This is a genomic window from Stenotrophomonas sp., assembly GCF_032056425.1.
Classification (GTDB): Bacteria; Pseudomonadota; Gammaproteobacteria; order Xanthomonadales; family Xanthomonadaceae; genus Stenotrophomonas.
The window spans coordinates 71,416-91,160 of sequence record NZ_DAMBCN010000012.1 but is presented as its reverse complement, the minus strand read 5'-3'; the positions used below and the strand labels follow the sequence as shown (position 1 = coordinate 91,160).

Sequence of the window (19,745 nt, the reverse complement as noted above, 5' to 3'; positions counted from 1 at the left end):
CAGACAGCATCCCCAAGGACACCCTCCGTGGCAAAAATCACCAAAACCTTCCAGTACGGCAAGCACACCGTCACGCTTGAGACCGGCGAAGTCGCCCGTCAGGCCAGCGGTGCCGTCATCGTCAAGATGGACGACACCGTACTGCTGGTCACCGCCGTCGCCGCCAAGAGCGCGCGCGAAGGCCAGGACTTCTTCCCGCTGACCGTCGATTATCAGGAAAAGTTCTACGCCGGCGGCCGTATCCCGGGTGGTTTCTTCAAGCGTGAAGGCCGTGCCACCGAGAAGGAAACCCTGATCTCGCGCCTGATCGACCGTCCGATCCGTCCGCTGTTCCCGGAAGACTACAAGAACGAAGTGCAGATCATCGCCACGGTCATGTCGCTGAACCCGGACGTGGACGGCGACATCCCGGCCCTGATCGGCGCCTCGGCTGCCCTGGCCCTGGCCGGCACCCCGTTCATGGGTCCGATCGGCGCTGCCAAGGTCGGCTACAAGAACGGCGAGTACATCCTGAACCCGACCGTCAGCGAACTGGCTGACTCGCAGCTGGAACTGGTCGTCGCCGGTACCTCCAACGCCGTGCTGATGGTCGAATCCGAAGCCGCGCTGCTGTCCGAAGAAGTGATGCTGGGCGCCGTGACCTTCGGTCACCGCGAAATGCAGAAGGTCATCAACGCGATCAACGAGCTGACCGTCGAAGCCGGCACCAAGCCGTCGACCTGGGAAGCCCCGGCCAAGAACGACGCGCTGATCGGCGCCCTGAAGGAAGCCATCGGCCCGCGCCTGGGCGAAGCCTTCCAGGTGCGCGACAAGCTGCAGCGCCGTGACGCCATCTCGGCGATCAAGAAGGACGTGGTCGAAAGCCTGGCCGGCCGTGTGGCCGCCGAAGGCTGGAACCCGGCCGAGCTGTCGAAGGAATTCGGCGAGCTGGAATACCGCACCATGCGTGACTCGGTGCTGGACACCAAGGTCCGCATCGACGGCCGCGCGCTGGACACCGTCCGCCCGATCGCCGTGAAGACCGGCGTGCTGCCGCGTACCCACGGTTCCTCGCTGTTCACCCGCGGCGAAACCCAGGCCATCGTGACCATCACCCTGGGCACCGCCCGTGACGGCCAGGTCATCGACGCCGTTGCCGGTGAGTACAAGGAAAACTTCCTGTTCCACTACAACTTCCCTCCGTTCTCGGTGGGTGAGTGCGGCCGCATGATGGGCCCGAAGCGCCGCGAAATCGGCCACGGTCGCCTGGCCAAGCGCGGCGTGCTGGCTGTCATGCCGTCGCTGGAAGCCTTCCCGTACACCATCCGCGTCGTCTCGGAAATCACCGAGTCGAACGGTTCCTCGTCGATGGCTTCGGTCTGCGGCTCGTCGCTGGCCCTGATGGACGCCGGCGTGCCGGTGAAGGCGCCGGTGGCCGGTATCGCCATGGGTCTGGTCAAGGAAGGCGATCGCTTCGTCGTCCTGTCCGACATCCTGGGTGACGAAGATCACCTGGGCGACATGGACTTCAAGGTGGCCGGTACCGCTGAGGGCATCTCCGCCCTGCAGATGGACATCAAGATCGAAGGCATCACCGAAGAGATCATGAAGCAGGCACTGCAGCAGGCCAAGGCTGGCCGTCTGCACATCCTGGGCGAAATGGCCCACGGCCTGACCGCGCCGCGTGAAGAGCTGTCGGACTACGCGCCGCGTCTGCTGACCATCAAGATCCACCCGGACAAGATCCGCGAAGTGATCGGCAAGGGTGGCTCGACCATCCAGGCCATCACCAAGGAAACCGGCACCCAGATCGACATCCAGGATGACGGCACCATCGTCATCGCTTCGGTCAACGCCATCGCTGCCCAGGCCGCCAAGGCCCGCATCGAGCAGATCACCTCCGACGTCGAGCCGGGCCGCATCTACGAAGGCAAGGTCGCCAAGATCATGGACTTCGGTGCGTTCGTCACCATCCTGCCGGGCAAGGACGGTCTGGTCCACGTCTCGCAGATCTCCAGCGAGCGCGTCGAGAAGGTCGGCGACAAGCTGAAGGAAGGCGACGTGGTCAAGGTCAAGGTGCTGGAAGTCGACAAGCAGGGCCGTATCCGCCTGTCGATGAAGGCCGTCGAAGAAGGCGAAGGCGTCAGCGCCGAGTAATCGACCTACGGTCGATTACGGTAGGTGAGGACCGTTGGTCCTCACGCTTTCGCCGCGGTCGATTACGGTTCCCGGTAGGTGTCAACATTGGTTGACACGCTTCTGGAATCGCCGAAATGAAAAAGCGGGCTTCGGCCCGCTTTTTCTTTGCCTGCGATTCCGCGCCTTTCGTAGAGTCGAGCTTGCTCGATTGCTTGGATGCAGCGCAGTCGAGCAAGCTCGACTCTACGGGCTCCCCGCCGTGTAGAGTCGATCACGCTCGACGCTACCAACCGGGAGTTTCCATGTTGCGCCAGACCCTGGCCGGGCTTGCCCTGCTGATCGCCGCCGTCGTTCCCGCCGCCAGCCACGCGGCGCAGCCGCCGATCTACGGTGCTTACTATCCCGGCGGTTCGGCCGAGCGCTACCCGGTGTCGCGCATACCGGCCGACCGGTTGACCCACCTGTTCTACGCGTTCTCCACCATCGAATCAGGGCGCTGCACGGTGGGCGCCGAAGCGCCGGACAATTTCGCCGCGCTGGCCGAGCTGAAGAGGGCGCACCCGCGCCTGCGCACGCTGATTTCCATTGGCGGCTGGGGCGCAGGTGGCTTCTCCGATGCCGCGCTGACCGAGGCCAGCCGCAAGCGCCTGGTTGATTCCTGCATGGCGCTGTTCTTCGAGAAGTACGCAGGCAGCTTCGACGGCGTGGACATCGACTGGGAATTCCCGGTCAGTGGTGGGCCGAAGGAACTGGCTCACCGCCCGCAGGATCGCGCCAACCTGACCCGGCTCGCGCAGGCGTTCCGCGTGGCACTTGATGCGCGCGGTCGCAAGGCGGGGCAGCCGATGCTGCTGACCGCTGCACTGGCCGCCGGTCGCCTGCAGACCGATGGCCCCTACGATCCGGCGGCGAGCTACGACCTGCCGGCGCTGGCCAAGGTGTTCGATTTCATCAACCTGATGAGCTACGACATGGGCACCGGCTTCTCGGCGGTGTCGACCTTCAACGCACCGTTGCAGGAAGTGCCGACCGACCCGTTGGCGCCAGACCTGCGACGCTGGAACAACGTGGCTGGCGCGGTGCAGTACTACCGCGAACACGGTGTGCCGGCGCACAAGCTGGTGCTGGGCGTGCCGTTCTACGGGCGTGGCTTCAAGGTCGCCGGCGATGCCGCCGACGGCCTTTACCAGGCCTGCAGCGCACCGGCCGATGCCGGCGACTGGCGGGTGATCAAGGCGCGCTATCTGGATCAGCCGGGCTGGACGAAACATTGGCAGCCGCAGGCGCAGAGTCCGTGGCTGTACAACGCGGCCCAGAAGATCTTCATCAGCTACGAAGACCCGCGCTCGATCGACCTGCGCGCGCAGTTCGCCCGCGAGCAGGGACTGGCCGGCGTGTTCATGTGGGAGCTGACCGGCGATGACGAACAGGCCAGCCTGCTCAACGCCATGCTCGCGCCATGGCACAAGGCCCGCATCGGCGATTGACCAGGCCTTTGTAGAGTCGAGCCATGCTCGACTGCCTTTGGCGCGAAATCAACAGCAGTCGAGCATGGCTCGACTCTACAAAGACGGTGTACAGCGGTAGCGCCGGGCCATGCCCGGCGGCTTCCTCAGTTGGCCCACACGCTGTTGGGGTCGCCATCGCGCGCGCGGCGTTGGCTGGCCAGTGCCAGCCGCGCAAAGCCGATGGCCATGGCCAGTGCCACCACGTCGATCCAGAACAGCGGCCAGTGCCCGCGCCCTGCGGCCAGCCACAGCCAATCGCCGTTGAGCGCGCCATGCGCCACCGGTACCAGTGCCGTGCTGATCGCCGCCGCCCACAGCAGTTCACGCGCGGCCTGGGCCGGGCGGCGCACTGCCGCCCACAGCGCACACGCCGCCCACGTGCCGAAACAGGCCCAGCGGATACCGTGGTCCACGCTGGCCGGCGCTACCCGTTCCAGCACCAGCGCGGTGGTGAAGGCGACCGAAATCGCCACGCACAGGCCGATGCACACGCCCACCGTGGCCCGCGCCATGTTCACCCCTGCGCGCGGCTGCTGCGGCTGCCGGCGCTTGCGCCGCGATTCGATCCACAGCAGGTTGCCCGAGTAGAACAGGAAGGCACCGCCCAGCCCCAGCAGGAAGTACAGCCAGACCACCACGCCGTTGCCGAAATCGCCGAAGTGCAGAGCATAAGCGGCGCTGAGCGTGGCGTGGTTGGCATCGCGGTGGCCGGGCAGCTGGCTGGCCAGTACGCGACCACTGGCCACGTCCAGCGCCACCGAGCCGAGCGGCCCAAGCGTGCCGCTGGATTCGCCGGTGATCTCGATGGTGGCGTTGGCATCGCCGCCGTTGGCCAGCTTCAGGTAGGCCGGTTCGAAATCGGCCACGCCCTGTGCGCGGGCCACTTCCAGCGCGCGCGCATGCAGCTCGCGCAGGCTGCCTGGCGCAGCCGGCACGCCCGCGGCTTCGCGCACCGGTGCGGTATCCATCGCCGCCGGTACGGCCTGCATCGCCTTGCCCTCGTAGATCAGCGGGTTCAGCAGGGCAATCTGGAGGAACACCAGGCACAGCAGGGCGCCGGTCACCGCGAACATCAGATGGAAAGGCAGGCTGAGCACGCCGATCACGTTGTGCGCGTCCTGCCACATCTGCTTCAGGTTGCGGCCCGGGCGCAGCGCGAACAGATCGCCCAGCAGCTTGGGCAGGTGGATGACCAGGCCGCTGAGCAGGGCCATGCCGTACAGCAGGCTGACGATGCCCATCACGTACAGGCCCGCCACCGGCAGGCCCAGGCTGTAGTGCAGCTCGTTCACCAGCTCGGCCAGGCCGGTCTGCGGCGGCGTGGCGCTGCCTGCGGTGTGGCCCGGCCAGGCGTAGCGCCAGCTGCCATCGCCGGCCTGCCAGTACGCCAGCGGGCGCGGGTGGTCGGCGCCGGGGAAGGTCATGCCGACGTGTCGCTGCGCTTCGGCGTGCTGGGCCAGCACCTCATCCAGCAGGTACTGCGCATCGTCCAGCCCGGCGGGCAGGGCCGAGGCGGCCCCCGGCGTCTGCCACAGCGGCAGATCGTGGTGGAACAGGGTCAATGCGCCGGCATAGAAGGCCACGAACAGGCCGAAGCCGGCCACCAAGCCAACCCAGGTGTGCAGCGTGGTGAAGGTGCGCAGGGTCTGCGAACTGAATTTCATGCGGGAAGTCTCACTGCACCGCGCCGGTCAGGCGCAGCAGCCACAGGGCAAGGAAGCCAGCGGCGGCACACGCCGACAGTACCAGCCAGGCGCGGGTGGGCGAGCGGAAGCTGAAGGCCCACAACGCGGCCAGCATCCACAGCGGCACGAAGGCGATCAGGCCCGGCACCAGCGCGCGGGTCCACGGCCCGGGCGGCAGCCAGGTCAGCAGGCCGGTGGCCGCAGCGGCCAGGAAGAATCCGGCCAGCAGGCCGGCGAAGGCGCGCATCCACATCAGCGCGGCTCCACGCCAGGCCGGTGCCAGGCGGCCAGCGCCGGCAGCAGCAGGGCCGTCAGCATCCACGTGCACAGCATCACCACCAGCCCGGTGGCGAAGCCCAGTTCGGCCATCCACAGCCACAGCGCGGCGGTGGCGGCCACCAGCCCGATCTGCCGCCCCAGGCGCCCGGCGCGGCGCAGGCGCGGCCAACGGCAGTGCGGCGAGGCGGCATAGAAGGCCAGCGTCGAGAACATCGAGGCCAGCAGGCCCAGGCTGCAGAAGCCCAGGCTGGACAGGGCCACCGTGATCATCGGCGGTTCCCCTTCTGGCGCGAGGCCACCGGCTGCGGGTCACGGGCGGGGCCGGCGGCGGCCGGTCGAGGCGGGTGGCGCATCACAGGGTCCTGGGCAAGCGGGCAGGCCGGCATCGGCTGCGCGGCCCGCACATGGTAATCATTGCTATTTCAGCCCGCCAGCACGTCCCATTCAGTCGTAAGCGCGGGCGCTTGGGCTTTGCCGTGCGCTGGTTTAAGATCAGCGCCTGACCCTCTGGAACAAGGTGGCCCGCGTCCATGCGCCGGCCGAGCGTGCGACATGAGCACTACCACCGCCCATCGCTGATCTGCCCCCGAAGGCCCTGTTCCAGGCGCCCTCGTGGCGCTTTTTTATTGCCCGGGCGTCCGCCCGGAACTGCATTCCAGCCCGCCGCGCGGGCCCCGCACGAAGCCCTATCGATGATCAACATCACCCTTCCCGACGGCAGCCGCCGCGAATTTGAAAACCCCGTCAGTGTCATGGACGTCGCCCAGTCGATCGGCGCCGGCCTGGCCAAGGCCACCATCGCCGGTTCGGTCGATGGCGTGCTGGTCGATGCCAGCGACGTCATCAGCCAGGACGCATCGCTGCGCATCATCACCGCCAAGGACGAGGAGGGCGTGGAAATCATCCGCCACTCCTGCGCCCACCTGGTTGGCCACGCGGTCAAGCAGCTGTACCCGGACGTGAAGATGGTGATCGGCCCGGTCATTGCCGAGGGCTTCTACTACGACATCTATTCCGAGCGCCCGTTCACGCCGGAAGACATGGCCGCCATCGAAAAGCGCATGGGCGAACTGATTGCCCAGGACTACGACGTCATCAAGAAGGTGACCCCGCGCGCGGAAGTGATCGAGATCTTCAAGGCCCGTGGCGAAGACTACAAGCTGCGCCTGATCGAGGACATGTCCGACGACATCCAGGCCATGGGCATGTACTACCACCAGGAATACGTGGACATGTGCCGCGGCCCGCACGTGCCGAACACGCGCTTCCTGAAGGCCTTCAAGCTGACCCGCATTTCCGGCGCCTACTGGCGTGGCGATGCGCAGAACGAACAGCTGCAGCGCATCTATGGCACCGCCTGGGCCGACAAGAAGCAGCTTGAGGCCTACATCAAGCGCATCGAAGAAGCCGAAATGCGCGACCACCGCCGCATCGGCAAGCAGCAGGACCTGTTCCACCTGCAGGAAGAGGCCCCGGGCCTGGTGTTCTGGCACCCCAAGGGCTGGGCGCTGTGGCAGGTGGTCGAGCAGTACATGCGCAAGGTCTACCGCAGCAGCGGTTACGGCGAAGTGCGCTGCCCGCAGATCCTGGACGTGAGCCTGTGGAAGAAGTCCGGCCACTGGGACAACTACCAGGACAACATGTTCTTCACCGAATCGGAGAAGCGCACCTACGCGGTCAAGCCGATGAACTGCCCGGGCCACGTGCAGGTGTTCAACCAGGGCCTGCACAGCTACCGCGACCTGCCGATCCGCTACGGTGAATTCGGCTCGTGCCACCGCAACGAGCCGTCCGGCGCGCTGCACGGCATCCTGCGCGTGCGTGGTTTCACCCAGGACGACGGCCATGTGTTCTGCACCGAAAGCCAGATCGAATCGGAAGTGACCGCGTTCCACCAGCAGGCGCTGGCGGTGTACCAGCACTTCGGCTTCGACGAGATCCAGATCAAGATCGCGCTGCGTCCGGAATCGCGCCTGGGCGACGACGCCACCTGGGACAAGGCCGAAGGCGCGCTGCGTTCGGCGCTGTCCAGCTGCGGCGTGGAGTGGCAGGAGCTGCCGGGCGAGGGCGCTTTCTACGGCCCGAAGATCGAGTACCACCTGAAGGATGCCATCGGCCGCACCTGGCAGCTGGGCACCATGCAGGTCGATTTCATGATGCCCGGCCGCCTCGGCGCCGAGTACGTGGACGAGAACAGCCAGAAGAAGCATCCGGTCATGCTGCACCGGGCCATCGTCGGTTCGATGGAGCGCTTCCTGGGCATCCTGATCGAGCACCATGCCGGCCAGTTCCCGGCCTGGCTGGCGCCGACCCAGGTGGTGGTGGCCAATATCACCGACGCCCAGGCTGAATACGTCAAGGGCGTGACCCAAACCCTTGCGGAGCAAGGCTTCCGCGTCAGCTCGGATTTGCGTAACGAGAAGATCGGCTATAAAATCCGCGAGCATACGTTGCAGCGCGTGCCTTACCTGCTGGTCATCGGTGACCGCGAGAAGGAAAATGGGGCTGTGGCGGTGCGTACGCGTTCTGGCGAAGACCTGGGCAGCATGAGCCTGCAGGCCTTCATCGAACGGCTGCAGGCCGAGGGCGCGTAAGCAAAGGTCCGGTCCGGGGGCATAGGCACCCGGGCCGGTTCGATACCCTTGGGAGAACGTAATATCAGCACCCCTGACAACAAACAGAACCGCAGGAATCAGGAAATCCGTGTGCCGCGCGTCCGCGTGATCGGCAGTGACGGAGAAATGATCGGCGTGTTGTCGCGCGACGAAGCGCTGTCCATGGCTGAAGATGAAGGCCTGGACCTGGTCGAAATCCAGCCGCAGGCCGACCCGCCGGTCTGCAAGATCATGGACTTCGGCAAGTTCAAGTTCGAAGCGCAGAAGAAGGCCAGCGAGGCCAAGAAGAAGACCAAGCAGGTCGAGATCAAGGAAGTGAAGTTCCGTCCGGTCACGGACGAGGGCGACTACCAGATCAAGCTGCGCAAGATGCGCGGTTTCCTCGAAGACGGTGACAAGATCAAGGTCAACATCCGCTTCCGTGGCCGTGAAATGAGCCACCAGGAACTGGGTCGTGAGATGGCCAACCGCATCGAAGCCGATCTGGGCGAAGACATCATCATTGAAAGCCGTCCGCGTCTGGAAGGCCGCCAGATGGTGATGATGATCGCGCCGAAGAAGAAGACCTGACGCCGGACGGGCCGCCCTTCGGGCGCTTGGCTGAACGGTTCAGTGTAAAGGGACGCCGTTGGCGTCCCTTTGCATTTGCGAAGTACACAGAATAGGTCGATAGGGCTGGTGGCGGGGCGGTTTTGCCTGTATCATGCCCGGCTCGACCCACCCAGGACGGGTCGTACGCCGATCATGGCAGGACGGAAAGAGTGGCAATGGCCACCGCCAGATCAGTCAGAAACCAGGGTCACCCCCATCAAGGACATTGCAATGCCCAAGATCAAGACCAACCGGGCAGCGGCCAAGCGTTTCCGCAAGACCGCCTCGGGCAAGTACAAGTGCGGCCACGCCAACCGTAGCCACATCCTCACGAAGAAAGCGACCAAGCGGAAGCGTAACCTGCGTCAGACGAACCACGTCCGCGCAGAAGACGCCGGCCGTCTGGATCGTATGCTCCCTTACCTCTGAGGAACTGAAAAATGGCACGAGTTAAGCGTGGCGTACAGGCGCGTCGCCGCCACAAGAAGATTCTGGATCTCGCCAAGGGCTACTACAACGCCCGTCGCAAGGTCTTCCGCGTTGCCAAGCAGGCGGTCATCAAGGCACAGCAGTACGCCTACATCGGCCGTAAGCAGAAGAAGCGCAACTTCCGTTCGCTGTGGATCACCCGTATCAATGCGGCTGCCCGCATCAACGGCCTGAGCTACAGCCGCTTCATGAACGGCCTGCTGAAGGCCGGCATCACCCTGGACCGCAAGGTCCTGGCTGATATCGCCGTGCACGACGCAGCCGGTTTTGCTGCGCTGGCCGAAAAGGCCAAGGGCGCACTGGCGGCATAAGTCCTTCCCGATGCCGTTTCCGTTCACGGTGAACGGTGTCAGGTAGAGGCAATGCATGGGGAAGGGCGCAAGTCCTTCCCCATTCTTTTTTGGGTTCCGGCAATGCCGCAGGCGCGCGTTGCGGGGACCGGCGGTGGCGACAGGGGTCGGCCCTTCGCGCATCGCGATGGCAGACCGACTGGAGTTCCGGCCCCCCATGAGCGACATCCAATCCCTCACCACCCAGGCGCTGGCCGACGTGGCCGCCGCACAGAGCCCCGACGTGCTGGAACAGCTGCGCGTGGCCCTGCTCGGCAAGAGCGGCAGCATCACCGCACAGCTCAAGCAGCTGGGCACCCTGCCGGCCGACGAGCGCAAGGCCGCCGGTGAAGCCATCAACCAGGCCCGTGACGCGCTGTCCAGCGCGCTGGGCGAACGCAAGGCCGTGCTGGAAAACGCCGCACTGGACGCGCGACTGGCCGCCGAGGCCATCGACATCACCCTGCCGGGCCGCAACGGCGACCGCGCCGGCCTGCACCCGATCACCCGCACCCTGGAACGTATCACCGGCATCTTCGGCCGGCTGGGATACGAGCTGTCCGAGGGTCCGGAAATCGAGGATGACTGGCACAACTTCGAAGCGCTGAACTTCCCGCCGCACCATCCGGCGCGCGCCATGCACGACACCTTCTATTTCGGTGACGGCCGCCTGCTGCGCACGCATACCTCCGGTGTGCAGGTGCGCTACATGGGCGAGCACCAGCCGCCGCTGCGCATGATCGCCGCCGGCAAGGTGTACCGCAGCGACAGCGACCAGACCCACTCGCCGATGTTCCACCAGGTGGAAGGCCTGCTGGTGGACGAGCATTCCACCTTCGCCGACCTGAAGGGCACGCTGGCCGAGTTCGTGCGCGCGTTCTTCGAGCGCGATTTCGAAATGCGCTTCCGCCCCAGCTACTTCCCGTTCGTGGAACCGGGCGCGGAAGTGGACATCGCCTGGCAGCAGCCCGACGGCAGCACGCGTTGGCTGGAAGTGCTGGGCTGCGGCATGGTGCACCCGAACGTGCTGCGCAACGTGGGCATCGACCCCGAGCGCTACACCGGCTTCGCCTTCGGCCTGGGCGTGGAGCGTTTTGCGATGCTGCGCTATGGCGTGAACGACCTGCGCGCGTTCTTCGAAAACGACGTGCGGTTCCTGAAACAGTTCGCGTAAGCGCCGACCCGTAGAGTCGAGCTTGCTCGACTGTTCCTGAATCGACTGCTCCTAAATTCGCAGGCCCAGGCGCATGCGCCGGGCCCACCAGGGTGACACCATGAAATTCTCCGAAAACTGGCTGCGCAGCCACGTCCCGACCTCCGCCTCGCGCGATGAACTGAGCGCGGTGCTGACCGCCATCGGCCTGGAAGTGGAAGAGGTGACCGCGCTCGGCGACGGCCTGCAGCATGTGGTCGTGGCACGCATCGTCGAAGCCGTGCGCCATCCCGAAGCCGACCGCCTGCAGGTGTGCAAGGTCGACGCAGGGCAGGGTGAACTGCTGCAGATCGTCTGTGGTGCGCCGAACGCGCGGCCGGGCCTTGTCGCACCGCTGGCCATGGTCGGCGCGCAGTTCGGCGACCTGAAGATCAAGCCGGCCAAGCTGCGCGGCGTGGAATCCAACGGCATGCTGTGTTCGGCCAAGGAGCTGGGCCTGGACAACGATGCCTCGGGGCTGCTGGAACTGCCCGATGACGCACCGGTCGGCCAGACCCTGGTCGAGTACCTGGGCCTGCCCGACGCCAGCATCGAGATCAAGCTGACCCCCAACCGTGCCGACTGCTTCAGCGTGCGCGGCATCGCCTACGATGTGGCCGCCGCCACCCGCAGCGAAGTGCTGGCGTTCGCCGCCGAGGCGATTCCCGCTGCCGGCAGCCGTGAACTGTCCATCCAGCTCGACGCCGGCGCCGAAGCGCCGCGTTACCTGGGCCGCGTGATCGAAGGCGTGAATGCCGCCGCGACGACGCCGCTGTGGATGGCCGAGCGCCTGCGCCGCAGTGGCGTGCGTCCAGTGTCGTTGCTGGTCGACATCACCCAGTACGTGATGCTGGAACTGGGCCAGCCGATGCACGCCTATGACCTGGGCACCCTGCAGGGCAGCATCGGCGTGCGCCGTTCGCGCGCCGGTGAAGCGATCAAGCTGCTGGACGGCCGCGATGCGGTGCTGGACGACAGCTTCCTGGTGGTGACCGATGCCGACCGTGCGGTCGGCCTGGCCGGCCTGATGGGCGGCTTCGACACCCGCGTGACCGACGACACCACCGCCGTGTTCCTGGAGGCTGCGCACTTCGCGCCGGCCGCCATCATGGGCCGTGGTCGCAAGCTGGGCCTGCACACCGATGCCGGCCACCGTTTCGAGCGTGGCGTCGACCCGGCGCTGCCGCGCACGGCGATCGAGTACGCCACCCGCCTGGTGCTGGACCTGGCCGGCGGTACCCCGGCGCCGGTGACCGAGGCCGTACGGGAAGGTGACCTGCCTGCGCCGGCAACGATTACCCTGCGCCGCGCCCGCATCACCCGCGTGCTGGGCATCACCATTGACGATGCCGAAGTCGAGCGCATCCTGCGCGCGCTGGGCATGGGCGTGACCGCCGCCAGCGAAGGCTGGCGGGTGACCGCGCCGAGCCGCCGCTTCGATATCGCCATCGAAGAAGACCTGATCGAGGAACTGGCCCGTATCCACGGTTACGAGCAGATTCCCACCACCCTGCCGGGTGGCGCGGCACGCGTGGCAATGCCGACTGAAACCCAGCTGGACGTGCTCAGCGTGCGCCGCCAGCTGGTCGCCCGCGACCTGCAGGAAACCCTCAATTTCGCCTTCGTCGACGACGCCCTGCTGACCCAGTGGCAGCTGCGCGACAACCTGGTGCCGCTGGCCAACCCGCTGTCGGCCGAGCTGGCGGTGATGCGTCCGGCGCTGCTGCCGGGCCTGGTCGCCACCCTGGGCCGCAATGCCGCCCGCCAGCTGGGTCGCGTGCGTCTGTTCGAAGTGGGCCGGGTGTTCGCCCAGCAGGATGGCGAAGGCCAGCCGGCACCGCTGGAAACCCCGCGCGTGGCGGCTGCCGTCTGCGGCGACGCGCAGGCCGTGCAGTGGGGCCTGCCGACCCGCAAGGTCGACTTCCATGACCTGAAGGGCGACCTGGAATCGCTGGCCGCGGCCAGTGGCGCGGTACTGGAGTTCCGCCCGTCGCAGCGCTCGTTCGGCCATCCGGCCCGTTCGGCCGATATCTACCGTGACGGCGTGGCGATCGGCTGGATCGGCCAGATCCACCCGCGCCTGGCCAAGGCCATGGACATCGAAGTGGATGTCTACGCGTTCGAGCTGGACCTGGAGCCGCTGAGCGCCCGTGCGCTGCCGCGCGCCGGCGAGCTGTCGCGGTTCCCGGCGGTGCGCCGCGACCTGGCCTTCCTGGTGCCCGAGCAGGTGGCCTGGAGTGACCTGGCCGCCACCATCCGGCAGGCGGCCGGCCCGCTGCTGCGCGAGCTGAACCTGTTCGACCGTTACGTCGGCCAGGGGGTCGAGCCGGGGTTCAAGAGTCTCGCTATGGGCTTGATTTTGCAGGACAAGTCGCGCACTCTGACGGACCGCGACGTGGAAGCGGTGGTGGCCGAGGCGGTCACTGCCATCGAGCGTGAACATCACGCCCGGATCCGCGGCTGAGCGGGCAGCACTCGGGGGTAGCAGGCAATGGCATTGACCAAGGCGGAGATGGCGGAAAAGCTGTTCGACGAAGTCGGTCTGAACAAGCGGGAAGCCAAGGAATTCGTCGACGCGTTTTTCGATGTGCTGCGTGAAGCATTGGAACAGGGACGTCAGGTGAAGCTGTCGGGCTTCGGTAATTTCGATCTGCGGCGCAAGAGTCAGCGCCCGGGTCGCAACCCCAAGACCGGCGAGGAAATTCCCATTTCCGCCCGTACGGTGGTCACCTTCCGTCCGGGCCAGAAGCTCAAGGAGAGGGTGGAAGCTTATGCTGGATCCGGGCAGTAACCGCGAACTTCCGCCGATTCCGGCCAAGCGCTACTTCACCATTGGTGAAGTCAGCGAGCTGTGCGACGTCAAGCCGCACGTGCTGCGCTACTGGGAAACCGAATTTCCCAGCCTTGAGCCGGCCAAGCGCCGTGGCAACCGCCGTTACTACCAGCGCCACGACGTGCTGATGGTGCGGCAGATCCGCAGCCTGCTGTACGAACAGGGTTACACCATCGGCGGCGCGCGCCTGCGCCTGGATGGTCCGGATGCGCGCGAGGAATCGGCGCTGAGCAACCAGATCATCAAGCAGGTGCGCATGGAACTGGAAGAAGTGCTGCAACTGCTGCGGCGCTGAACCTTTTTTCCAAGTAATCCGGTATACTTCACGGCCCGCCACACAGGCGGGCACATTGCAGCATCAGTCGGGGCGTAGCGCAGCCTGGTAGCGCATCTGCCTGGGGGGCAGAGGGTCGTCGGTTCGAATCCGGCCGTCCCGACCATTACTGCAATGAACCGAAAAGCCCGCGCATCACTGCGTGGGCTTTTTTGTTGCGCCAGTGTATGCTGCGCGCCACTCGTATCACCGCGGCTGCTGAACCCGGTCCTTACGAGAACATTTCATGCACCATCCCCGTACCCGCGCCTGGCGTCGTGCCGCGGCGCGCCTGCATGGCGGCGATCGCGCAACGCGCGTGGCGTCGATCAAGCCCGAGAAGAACTGGAAGCTGATGTACCTGCGCAGCGCAAAGCTTGCGCGTGCACGGCAACTGGGCTTCGTCTATCCCATCCAGAGCGTGCGCCAGCAGCTGGAGCAGCCATGATCAACCTGCTCTTCGTCTGCAGCCGCAACCAACTGCGCAGCCCGACCGCCGAAGCCATCTGGCGACGGCGGCCGGGCTTCAGCGCGCGCTCGGCCGGCACCAGCCCGCACGCACGGCGGCCGATCAGTGCGCATGATCTGCGCTGGGCCGATGTGATCTTCGTGATGGAAGCCAAGCACCAGCAGCGCCTGCGGGCGCAGTTCGCGCGGCTGCTGCTGCACACGCCGCTGCACTGCCTGGACATTCCTGATGATTACGCCTGCATGGACCCGGCGCTGATGGCGTTGCTGGAAGCACGCGTGGGCGCGTGCCTGGCCGAGGGAGTGGGCCCGGGAGCGTAACGACCTGCCGTTCAGCCTGCGGACCCATGCCCCGGGATAGTTCCCGTATCATCGGCCGCACATCCGATCGCATCGATGTTCCCTCGCGTTGTTCGCCGCGCCAGTGGACAGGCCTTGGTCCTGCCCCGGCTTGCGGCGCAGTACGTGCGGGCGGCGCACGGACCACGACGACCACAGGGGGTTGCGTTGATCAGCAGTATCGTCATTCATCGTTCGGCCGGCGAAGGCTCGGCCGGCGTACAGGTCCTGGACACCACGTTCAAGGGCAAACGCGTGTTCGTGTCCTGGGGCCTGCGCGGCGCCGAGCTGAGCCGCGAGGCAGAACCGCCCGACACCGTGGCCGCGCGCCGGGCGCTGCAGCACCTGTCCCGGCAGGTGGAGGGGCCGCGCAGTGGCGAAGTATTCATAGCCAGCCAGTCCGGCGTGGCCATCAGTGTCTATCGGCTGTTGACCGAGGCCCGCAGCGGCGATGCGCTGTTCTTCCTGTGCGATTCACCCGCCGTGATGGAGTGGCTGGAGACGGCGCTGGAAATCCAGGCGCCGTAGCGTCGAGCTCGCTCTACAAAGCGTCGGCCAACGCGGCGTCTACTGCGGCGCGTGCATGCAGGGTGGTGGTATCGAACAGCGGTACCGGGCTGTCCTGTTCCCGTACCAGCAACATGATCTCGGTGCATCCCAGGATGATGGCTTCGGCGCCGCGCGCCACCAGGCGTGCGATCACCTCCACATAGCGCTGCCGCGAGGCTTCACTCACCACGCCGGCAATCAGCTCGCGGTAGATGATGTCGTGCACGTCGCGGCGGTCGTCGGCGTCCGGCACCAGCACCTGCAACCCGAAGCGCTCGCTCAGTCGCTTGCGGTAGAAGTCTTCTTCCATGGTGAAGGCGGTGCCGAGCAGGCCGACCGTGCGCAGGTCGGCGCGTCGGATGGCGTTAGCGGTGGGATCGGCGATATGCAGCAGCGGCAGCGGGCAGGCCGCCTCCAGTTGTGGGGCCAGCTTGTGCATGGTGTTGGTGCAGACCACCAGCAGGTCGGCGCCCCCTGCCTGCAGCCGTCGCGCGGCGTCGATCATCTCCGCGCCCAGCGCGTGCCAGTCGCCGTCGTGCTGCAGCTGCTTGATGCGCGCGAAATCCACCGACCACAGCAGCAGCTGTGCCGAGTGCGCGCCGCCCAGCCGCTGGCGTACCTCCTCGTTGATGAGGCGGTAGTACTGCGCCGAGCTTTCCCAGCTCATGCCGCCAATCAGGCCCAGGGTCTTCATGCGTGTCTCCGTGCTGGAAGCCGCATTCCAGCACAGACGGGCCCTTGCATGCTGGCCGTCGTCTGTAACCGTCGATCGCGCCCAAGGCTGTACGTACCGCCGCGCGGCGCCAACCCGTAAGCTGGTGGGCTTCCCGTGTCGAGAGCAGCAATGGCCCTGCAAACCTGGTGGTGGTTCCTGGCCACGGTGTTCGTGCTGTGTGGCACGCCAGGCCCGAACATGCTGCATATCCTCGGCCGCAGCGTGGGCCTGGGCTTCCGCCGTAGCGTGCCGGCCATGGCAGGCTGCCTGCTGGCCATGCTGCTGGTGCTGGCCGCTTCGGCCGCCGGCTTGAGTGCGCTGCTGCGGTCCTCGCCGATGCTGTTCGAAGTGCTGCGCTACCTGGGCGTGGCCTACCTGGCCTGGCTGGGCATCAAGGCCTGGCGCGACAGCTTCCGTGCAGTCGCCGTGGGCGCTGCACGCGAGCCGCTGCCGCAAGCCGTGCATGGCGCGTGGGCGGTGTTCCGTGGTGGACTGCTGGTCGGCCTGAGCAATCCCAAGCTGCTGCTGTTCGCTGCGGCGTTCCTGCCGCAGTTCGTCGATCCCGCGCGTGCTCAGGGGGTGCAGTACACCGTGCTGGTCACCACCTTCGCCGGCTGCGAACTGTTCTGGTACGTGATGTACGCCGCCGGCGGTCACAGCCTGCGGCGCTGGCTGGCCCGGCCCTTCGCGCAGCGCTGGTTCGAGCGCCTTGTCGGCAGCGTGTTCCTGGTCTTCGCGTTGGCGCTGCTGCGTTTCCGCCCGCGGTGAATGTTCACGCCGCGCGCGCGGTGTGCTCACGGCACGGGCATCAGAGGCTGCTTAACCTGTTCATACCGTCAGTATTCCCGAGGGAAAGGATCGATATGATCAAGTGGGCCATCATTTTTGCCGTCATCGGCCTCATTGCAGGCGTGCTCGGTTTCGGCGGCATCGCCGGTGCCGCGGTCGGCATCGCCAAGTTCCTGTTCTGGGCCGGCATCATCATCGCGGTGATCCTGTTCCTGATCGGCATGAGTGTCGCCAAGAAGGTCGCCTGACCCGCTGTCCATCGCAGCTGGCAGCAGCGCGCTCACTGCGCGCTGCTTTTTGAGAAAAGATTGATGACCAGCACACCCGCGCAGATCAGGCTGATGCCGACCAGTGCCGGCGCATCCAGGCGCTGCTTGAATACCACCAGCCCAACCACCGAAATCAGTACGATGCCCACCCCGGACCAGATCGCGTAGGCGATACCTGTGGGGATGGACTTCATCGTGAGCGCCAACAGGTAGAAGCAGGCGCCGTAGCAGGCCAGCGCGCCCAGCGTTGGGGCAAGCCGGCTCATGCCCTCGGAGGCCTTCAGCAGTGAGGTGGCGATCACCTCCAGCCCGATCGCGGCGGCCAGAAGGAGATAGGGATTCATCGCGGGCTCCAGTTCAGCCGGGCATGCACAGCTTCATCGCTTCGGTGGCCATGGCCAGTGCGTTGCGCCGTTCGTCCTCGTCCAGTGGTCGGCCGTAGGCCGTGGCCCAGTAGCCGTCGGCGGCACAGCGCGCCGTATACAGGCGTGGGTCGTCTGCTTCGCCGGGGAACTGCGCCAGCATCGTGCGCAGCCACTGGCGCCACCGTGCCAGCATCGCCGGTTCCAGCAGGTTGGCCATGGTCAGGCCGATGTCGTTGTCGCGGGTCTGCCGTAGCAGATGATCGAAGGTGACCTCGACATAGGCCCGGGTGAAACAGCCGTGGCTGGCAGGGGCCTGCTGCATGTGCGCGCGCAGATCCTGTTCGAAATCGTCGAGCATGCCGGTCAAGGCGGCATCCAGTAGCGCCTGCTTGCTGCTGAAATGATGGAACAGCGCGCCCTTGCTGACCCCGGCGGCGTCGGCTACCTGCTGGACGGTCAGGGCGGCGAGCCCATTCTGGCTGATCACGCGCGCGGTCGCGTCCAGCAAGGCCTGGCGCACGAGATCGGGCGCCTTGCGGCGGGTGAGGGCGGAAGATGCGGACATGGCAGAATGAAACCGACTGGACGGTATGATTGTAACCCAGCGCTGCCCGGCTCAGTCCAGGAAGACCGACACTCCGGTGGCGACCTGCAGATCCGGACTCGCATCGTCCAGGCCCACCTCGAATGAAACATCGAGCTGGACGTTGGGCCGCACCCGCCAGGCCACTCCCGCCCCGGCAATGGACTGGTCGGGACCGTCATTGCTGTCGAAGAAACCGGCTTCCAGGTAGGTGGACACCGTCGGCGAGGCCTGCAGCGAAATGCTGGGCGCCCAGGTGGTCGTGCGTTGGCCGTCACCGCGCTGCTGCTGCGCAGACAGCGCCAGCTGCCATTGATCGTTGAGCGACTGTTCGACGCTGACCGCCAGTGTGTACTGGCGACCGTCGCTGAAGGCTGCATCGCCCCGTGCCACCACGGCGGACGCCAGCACCGCCCAGGCGGTGCGGTCATTGCTGCCAGGACCGGCCCATTTCAGGCCTGCGCTGCTGTCGCCGGCCCCGCGCAGGTGGCTCTGCGCCCCGTCCGGCGCGCGCAGTCGCTGGCGGTTCCACGGTGTACCCGAGAGTTGCAGTTCCAGGCCCGGCGCCAATCCGGTGCGGAGCAGGGCATCGGCTGACCAGGTCGTGCTGCGGACACCCCCGGCGCCGGATTCGCGCAGGTAAGCAGGAAGCCCGAATTCAAGCGCCGCGGCCCCGCGGGGCACCGTATCGGTGCCCATGCCGAGGCCGGGCCGATCAAAGCCGGGGGGGCTGGACGGCGGCTGCGCCTGTGCGGACAGGCAGGCTGCGCAGAGGCCGAACAGTACGATGCACTGGCGCATGCTGGCCGACGAGCCCGGGAGGTGGTGTCGAGCATGCGCGGCCGACGCGTCGTGGCGCCGTGAACGCTGGGCTCAGTCGTCGATGCGGGCGAAACGCGCCTGGGGGCCGTGCTCACCCGGCACCTGTTCGACGAACATGGCGTATGGGCGCACCCAGAGGCCACCTTCACCATACAGGGCGCGGTACAGCACCATCGGCTGCAGGGTCTCGCTGCTGCGCACGATATCGATCACTTCATAAAGGCCGCCCTTGAAATGGCGGTAGCGGCCCGGCTCGAGGCGGGGCAGGGGGCTGAGGTCAGACATGCGGCAAGTCTACTTGCGCGCGGGCGCGGGCGGCAGCGCGCACCAGGCGTCGATGGCGTCAGCCGTGTTCGCCAGGCCCTGCGCCTGGGCCAGTTCCCACGGCCGTTCGCAGCGCTCGCTGCGCGCGCACCACTGGTAGCCGGCCGAGCCGATGCAGCCGTGCGCATCGCGATCGGCACCGACCACGGGCGTGACGGTGGCTGCATCGTGGCCAGGTGCCGTTTCGGGCTGCGCGCAGCCGCCCACAGCCAGCATCAGCAGAACGGGCAGCAGGGCGATCTTCATCGGCGTGGCCTCCGGTCGGGGCCTCAGTCTCGGCCGTATCCGCGCGGGCGGCAAGCGCTCAGGCGATGCTGGCGCGCACCAGCTCCTCGAGCAGGACCAGATAGCTGGCCACGAAGTAGAACTTCAGCAAGGTCGAACGCTGCAGCGGAAGGGAGGTGCGCATGTGGAAGGGGCCCCTGTTGGTGACGACAGTGTGAAGCGCCACTGACTTCGTGACAAGGGTCACGAAAAATCTTCACTAAACCGACTCAGGGATGTGATGGAAGTGGTGTTCTGACGGTCCGACCGGGAATTTTCGTACTAATCCGATAGGAACTCCCTGAC

24 protein-coding genes and 1 tRNA gene are annotated in these 19,745 nt (G+C 66.4%); 16 read left to right on the top strand and 9 right to left on the bottom strand.

Annotated elements, in window-relative coordinates:
* Nucleotides 1-27 precede the first annotated feature (27 nt).
* Both pnp and RTY46_RS10105 read left to right on the top strand, forming a co-directional pair.
* Nucleotides 28-2,136, top strand: a complete 2,109-nt coding sequence (gene pnp, locus RTY46_RS10110) for a polyribonucleotide nucleotidyltransferase (protein WP_312708164.1) — start codon at nt 28-30, stop codon at nt 2,134-2,136.
* Nucleotides 2,137-2,420: 284 nt separating this feature from the next.
* Nucleotides 2,421-3,605: a glycoside hydrolase family 18 protein gene (locus tag RTY46_RS10105; RefSeq protein WP_312708162.1), complete on the top strand. Its 1,185-nt coding sequence runs from the start codon at nt 2,421-2,423 to the stop codon at nt 3,603-3,605.
* Between the two features lie 125 nt (nt 3,606-3,730).
* Here RTY46_RS10105 and RTY46_RS10100 read toward each other — a convergent pair whose 3' ends face one another.
* The 3 genes from RTY46_RS10100 to RTY46_RS10090 are packed head-to-tail and all read right to left on the bottom strand — an operon-like array spanning nt 3,731 to nt 5,860.
* Nucleotides 3,731-5,290 carry a PepSY-associated TM helix domain-containing protein gene (locus RTY46_RS10100; RefSeq protein WP_312708160.1) on the bottom strand — a complete coding sequence of 520 codons (1,560 nt, stop codon included), beginning with the start codon at nt 5,288-5,290 and terminating at the stop codon, nt 3,731-3,733.
* Between the two features lie 10 nt (nt 5,291-5,300).
* A complete protein-coding gene (locus RTY46_RS10095; protein ID WP_312708158.1) occupies nt 5,301-5,564 on the bottom strand; it encodes a hypothetical protein in 264 nt (87 codons plus the stop codon).
* Nucleotides 5,564-5,860 carry a hypothetical protein gene (locus RTY46_RS10090; protein WP_312708156.1) on the bottom strand — a complete coding sequence of 99 codons (297 nt, stop codon included), beginning with the start codon at nt 5,858-5,860 and terminating at the stop codon, nt 5,564-5,566. The genes RTY46_RS10095 and RTY46_RS10090 overlap by 1 nt, the downstream gene beginning before the upstream one ends.
* 422 nt (nt 5,861-6,282) lie before the next feature.
* Here RTY46_RS10090 and thrS point away from each other — a divergent pair, with 422 nt between their 5' ends.
* From thrS to RTY46_RS10030, 12 genes are all read left to right on the top strand, one after another.
* On the top strand, nt 6,283-8,184 hold the full coding sequence (gene thrS, locus RTY46_RS10085; protein WP_312708154.1) for a threonine--tRNA ligase: 1,902 nt from the start codon (nt 6,283-6,285) through the stop codon (nt 8,182-8,184).
* Between the two features lie 48 nt (nt 8,185-8,232).
* A complete protein-coding gene (gene infC / locus RTY46_RS10080; protein ID WP_312708153.1) occupies nt 8,233-8,775 on the top strand; it encodes a translation initiation factor IF-3 in 543 nt (180 codons plus the stop codon).
* 252 nt (nt 8,776-9,027) lie between these two features.
* Nucleotides 9,028-9,225: a 50S ribosomal protein L35 gene (gene rpmI, locus RTY46_RS10075; RefSeq protein WP_002811096.1), complete on the top strand. Its 198-nt coding sequence runs from the start codon at nt 9,028-9,030 to the stop codon at nt 9,223-9,225.
* 11 nt (nt 9,226-9,236) lie between these two features.
* Nucleotides 9,237-9,596, top strand: a complete 360-nt coding sequence (gene rplT / locus RTY46_RS10070) for a 50S ribosomal protein L20 (protein WP_005410435.1) — start codon at nt 9,237-9,239, stop codon at nt 9,594-9,596.
* 196 nt (nt 9,597-9,792) lie between these two features.
* Complete coding sequence (pheS, locus tag RTY46_RS10065) at nt 9,793-10,788, top strand: phenylalanine--tRNA ligase subunit alpha (RefSeq protein ID WP_079222585.1); 996 nt, start codon at nt 9,793-9,795, stop codon at nt 10,786-10,788.
* Nucleotides 10,789-10,888: 100 nt separating this feature from the next.
* A complete protein-coding gene (gene pheT, locus RTY46_RS10060; protein WP_312708152.1) occupies nt 10,889-13,270 on the top strand; it encodes a phenylalanine--tRNA ligase subunit beta in 2,382 nt (793 codons plus the stop codon).
* A 27-nt stretch (nt 13,271-13,297) separates the two neighbouring features.
* Complete coding sequence (locus RTY46_RS10055; protein ID WP_108750195.1) at nt 13,298-13,597, top strand: integration host factor subunit alpha; 300 nt, start codon at nt 13,298-13,300, stop codon at nt 13,595-13,597.
* Nucleotides 13,578-13,934: a MerR family transcriptional regulator gene (locus RTY46_RS10050; RefSeq protein ID WP_005410431.1), complete on the top strand. Its 357-nt coding sequence runs from the start codon at nt 13,578-13,580 to the stop codon at nt 13,932-13,934. The genes RTY46_RS10055 and RTY46_RS10050 overlap by 20 nt, the downstream gene beginning before the upstream one ends.
* Before the next feature lie 68 nt (nt 13,935-14,002).
* A tRNA-Pro gene (locus RTY46_RS10045) sits at nt 14,003-14,079 on the top strand.
* Between the two features lie 120 nt (nt 14,080-14,199).
* Nucleotides 14,200-14,400, top strand: a complete 201-nt coding sequence (locus RTY46_RS10040) for a hypothetical protein (protein ID WP_312708151.1) — start codon at nt 14,200-14,202, stop codon at nt 14,398-14,400.
* Nucleotides 14,397-14,741: a phosphotyrosine protein phosphatase gene (locus tag RTY46_RS10035; RefSeq protein ID WP_312708150.1), complete on the top strand. Its 345-nt coding sequence runs from the start codon at nt 14,397-14,399 to the stop codon at nt 14,739-14,741. The genes RTY46_RS10040 and RTY46_RS10035 overlap by 4 nt, the downstream gene beginning before the upstream one ends.
* A gap of 186 nt (nt 14,742-14,927) precedes the next feature.
* The gene (locus tag RTY46_RS10030) at nt 14,928-15,287 is read left to right on the top strand and encodes a hypothetical protein (RefSeq protein WP_312708149.1); all 360 of its coding nucleotides are present in this window, start codon (nt 14,928-14,930) and stop codon (nt 15,285-15,287) included.
* A 13-nt stretch (nt 15,288-15,300) separates the two neighbouring features.
* Here the strand turns inward: RTY46_RS10030 and RTY46_RS10025 are convergent, their stop codons facing one another.
* Nucleotides 15,301-16,002 (bottom strand): aspartate/glutamate racemase family protein, encoded by a 702-nt coding sequence (locus RTY46_RS10025; RefSeq protein WP_312708148.1) that lies wholly within the window; start codon nt 16,000-16,002, stop codon nt 15,301-15,303.
* A gap of 150 nt (nt 16,003-16,152) precedes the next feature.
* Here RTY46_RS10025 and RTY46_RS10020 point away from each other — a divergent pair, with 150 nt between their 5' ends.
* Both RTY46_RS10020 and RTY46_RS10015 read left to right on the top strand, forming a co-directional pair.
* Nucleotides 16,153-16,791 (top strand): LysE family translocator, encoded by a 639-nt coding sequence (locus tag RTY46_RS10020; RefSeq protein ID WP_312708147.1) that lies wholly within the window; start codon nt 16,153-16,155, stop codon nt 16,789-16,791.
* Nucleotides 16,792-16,886: 95 nt separating this feature from the next.
* Nucleotides 16,887-17,060, top strand: coding sequence for a DUF1328 domain-containing protein (locus RTY46_RS10015; RefSeq protein WP_116863212.1), 174 nt, complete (start codon nt 16,887-16,889; stop codon nt 17,058-17,060).
* A gap of 32 nt (nt 17,061-17,092) precedes the next feature.
* Here RTY46_RS10015 and RTY46_RS10010 read toward each other — a convergent pair whose 3' ends face one another.
* From RTY46_RS10010 to RTY46_RS09990, 5 genes are all read right to left on the bottom strand, one after another.
* Complete coding sequence (locus RTY46_RS10010) at nt 17,093-17,425, bottom strand: SMR family transporter (RefSeq protein ID WP_312708146.1); 333 nt, start codon at nt 17,423-17,425, stop codon at nt 17,093-17,095.
* Between the two features lie 13 nt (nt 17,426-17,438).
* Nucleotides 17,439-18,011 (bottom strand): TetR/AcrR family transcriptional regulator, encoded by a 573-nt coding sequence (locus tag RTY46_RS10005; protein ID WP_312708145.1) that lies wholly within the window; start codon nt 18,009-18,011, stop codon nt 17,439-17,441.
* 51 nt (nt 18,012-18,062) lie between these two features.
* Nucleotides 18,063-18,830 carry a transporter gene (locus RTY46_RS10000; RefSeq protein WP_312708144.1) on the bottom strand — a complete coding sequence of 256 codons (768 nt, stop codon included), beginning with the start codon at nt 18,828-18,830 and terminating at the stop codon, nt 18,063-18,065.
* A gap of 72 nt (nt 18,831-18,902) precedes the next feature.
* On the bottom strand, nt 18,903-19,136 hold the full coding sequence (locus RTY46_RS09995) for a DUF1653 domain-containing protein (RefSeq protein WP_312708143.1): 234 nt from the start codon (nt 19,134-19,136) through the stop codon (nt 18,903-18,905).
* Nucleotides 19,137-19,145: 9 nt separating this feature from the next.
* Nucleotides 19,146-19,421 (bottom strand): hypothetical protein, encoded by a 276-nt coding sequence (locus RTY46_RS09990; protein WP_312708142.1) that lies wholly within the window; start codon nt 19,419-19,421, stop codon nt 19,146-19,148.
* Between the last annotated feature and the right edge of the window lie 324 nt (nt 19,422-19,745).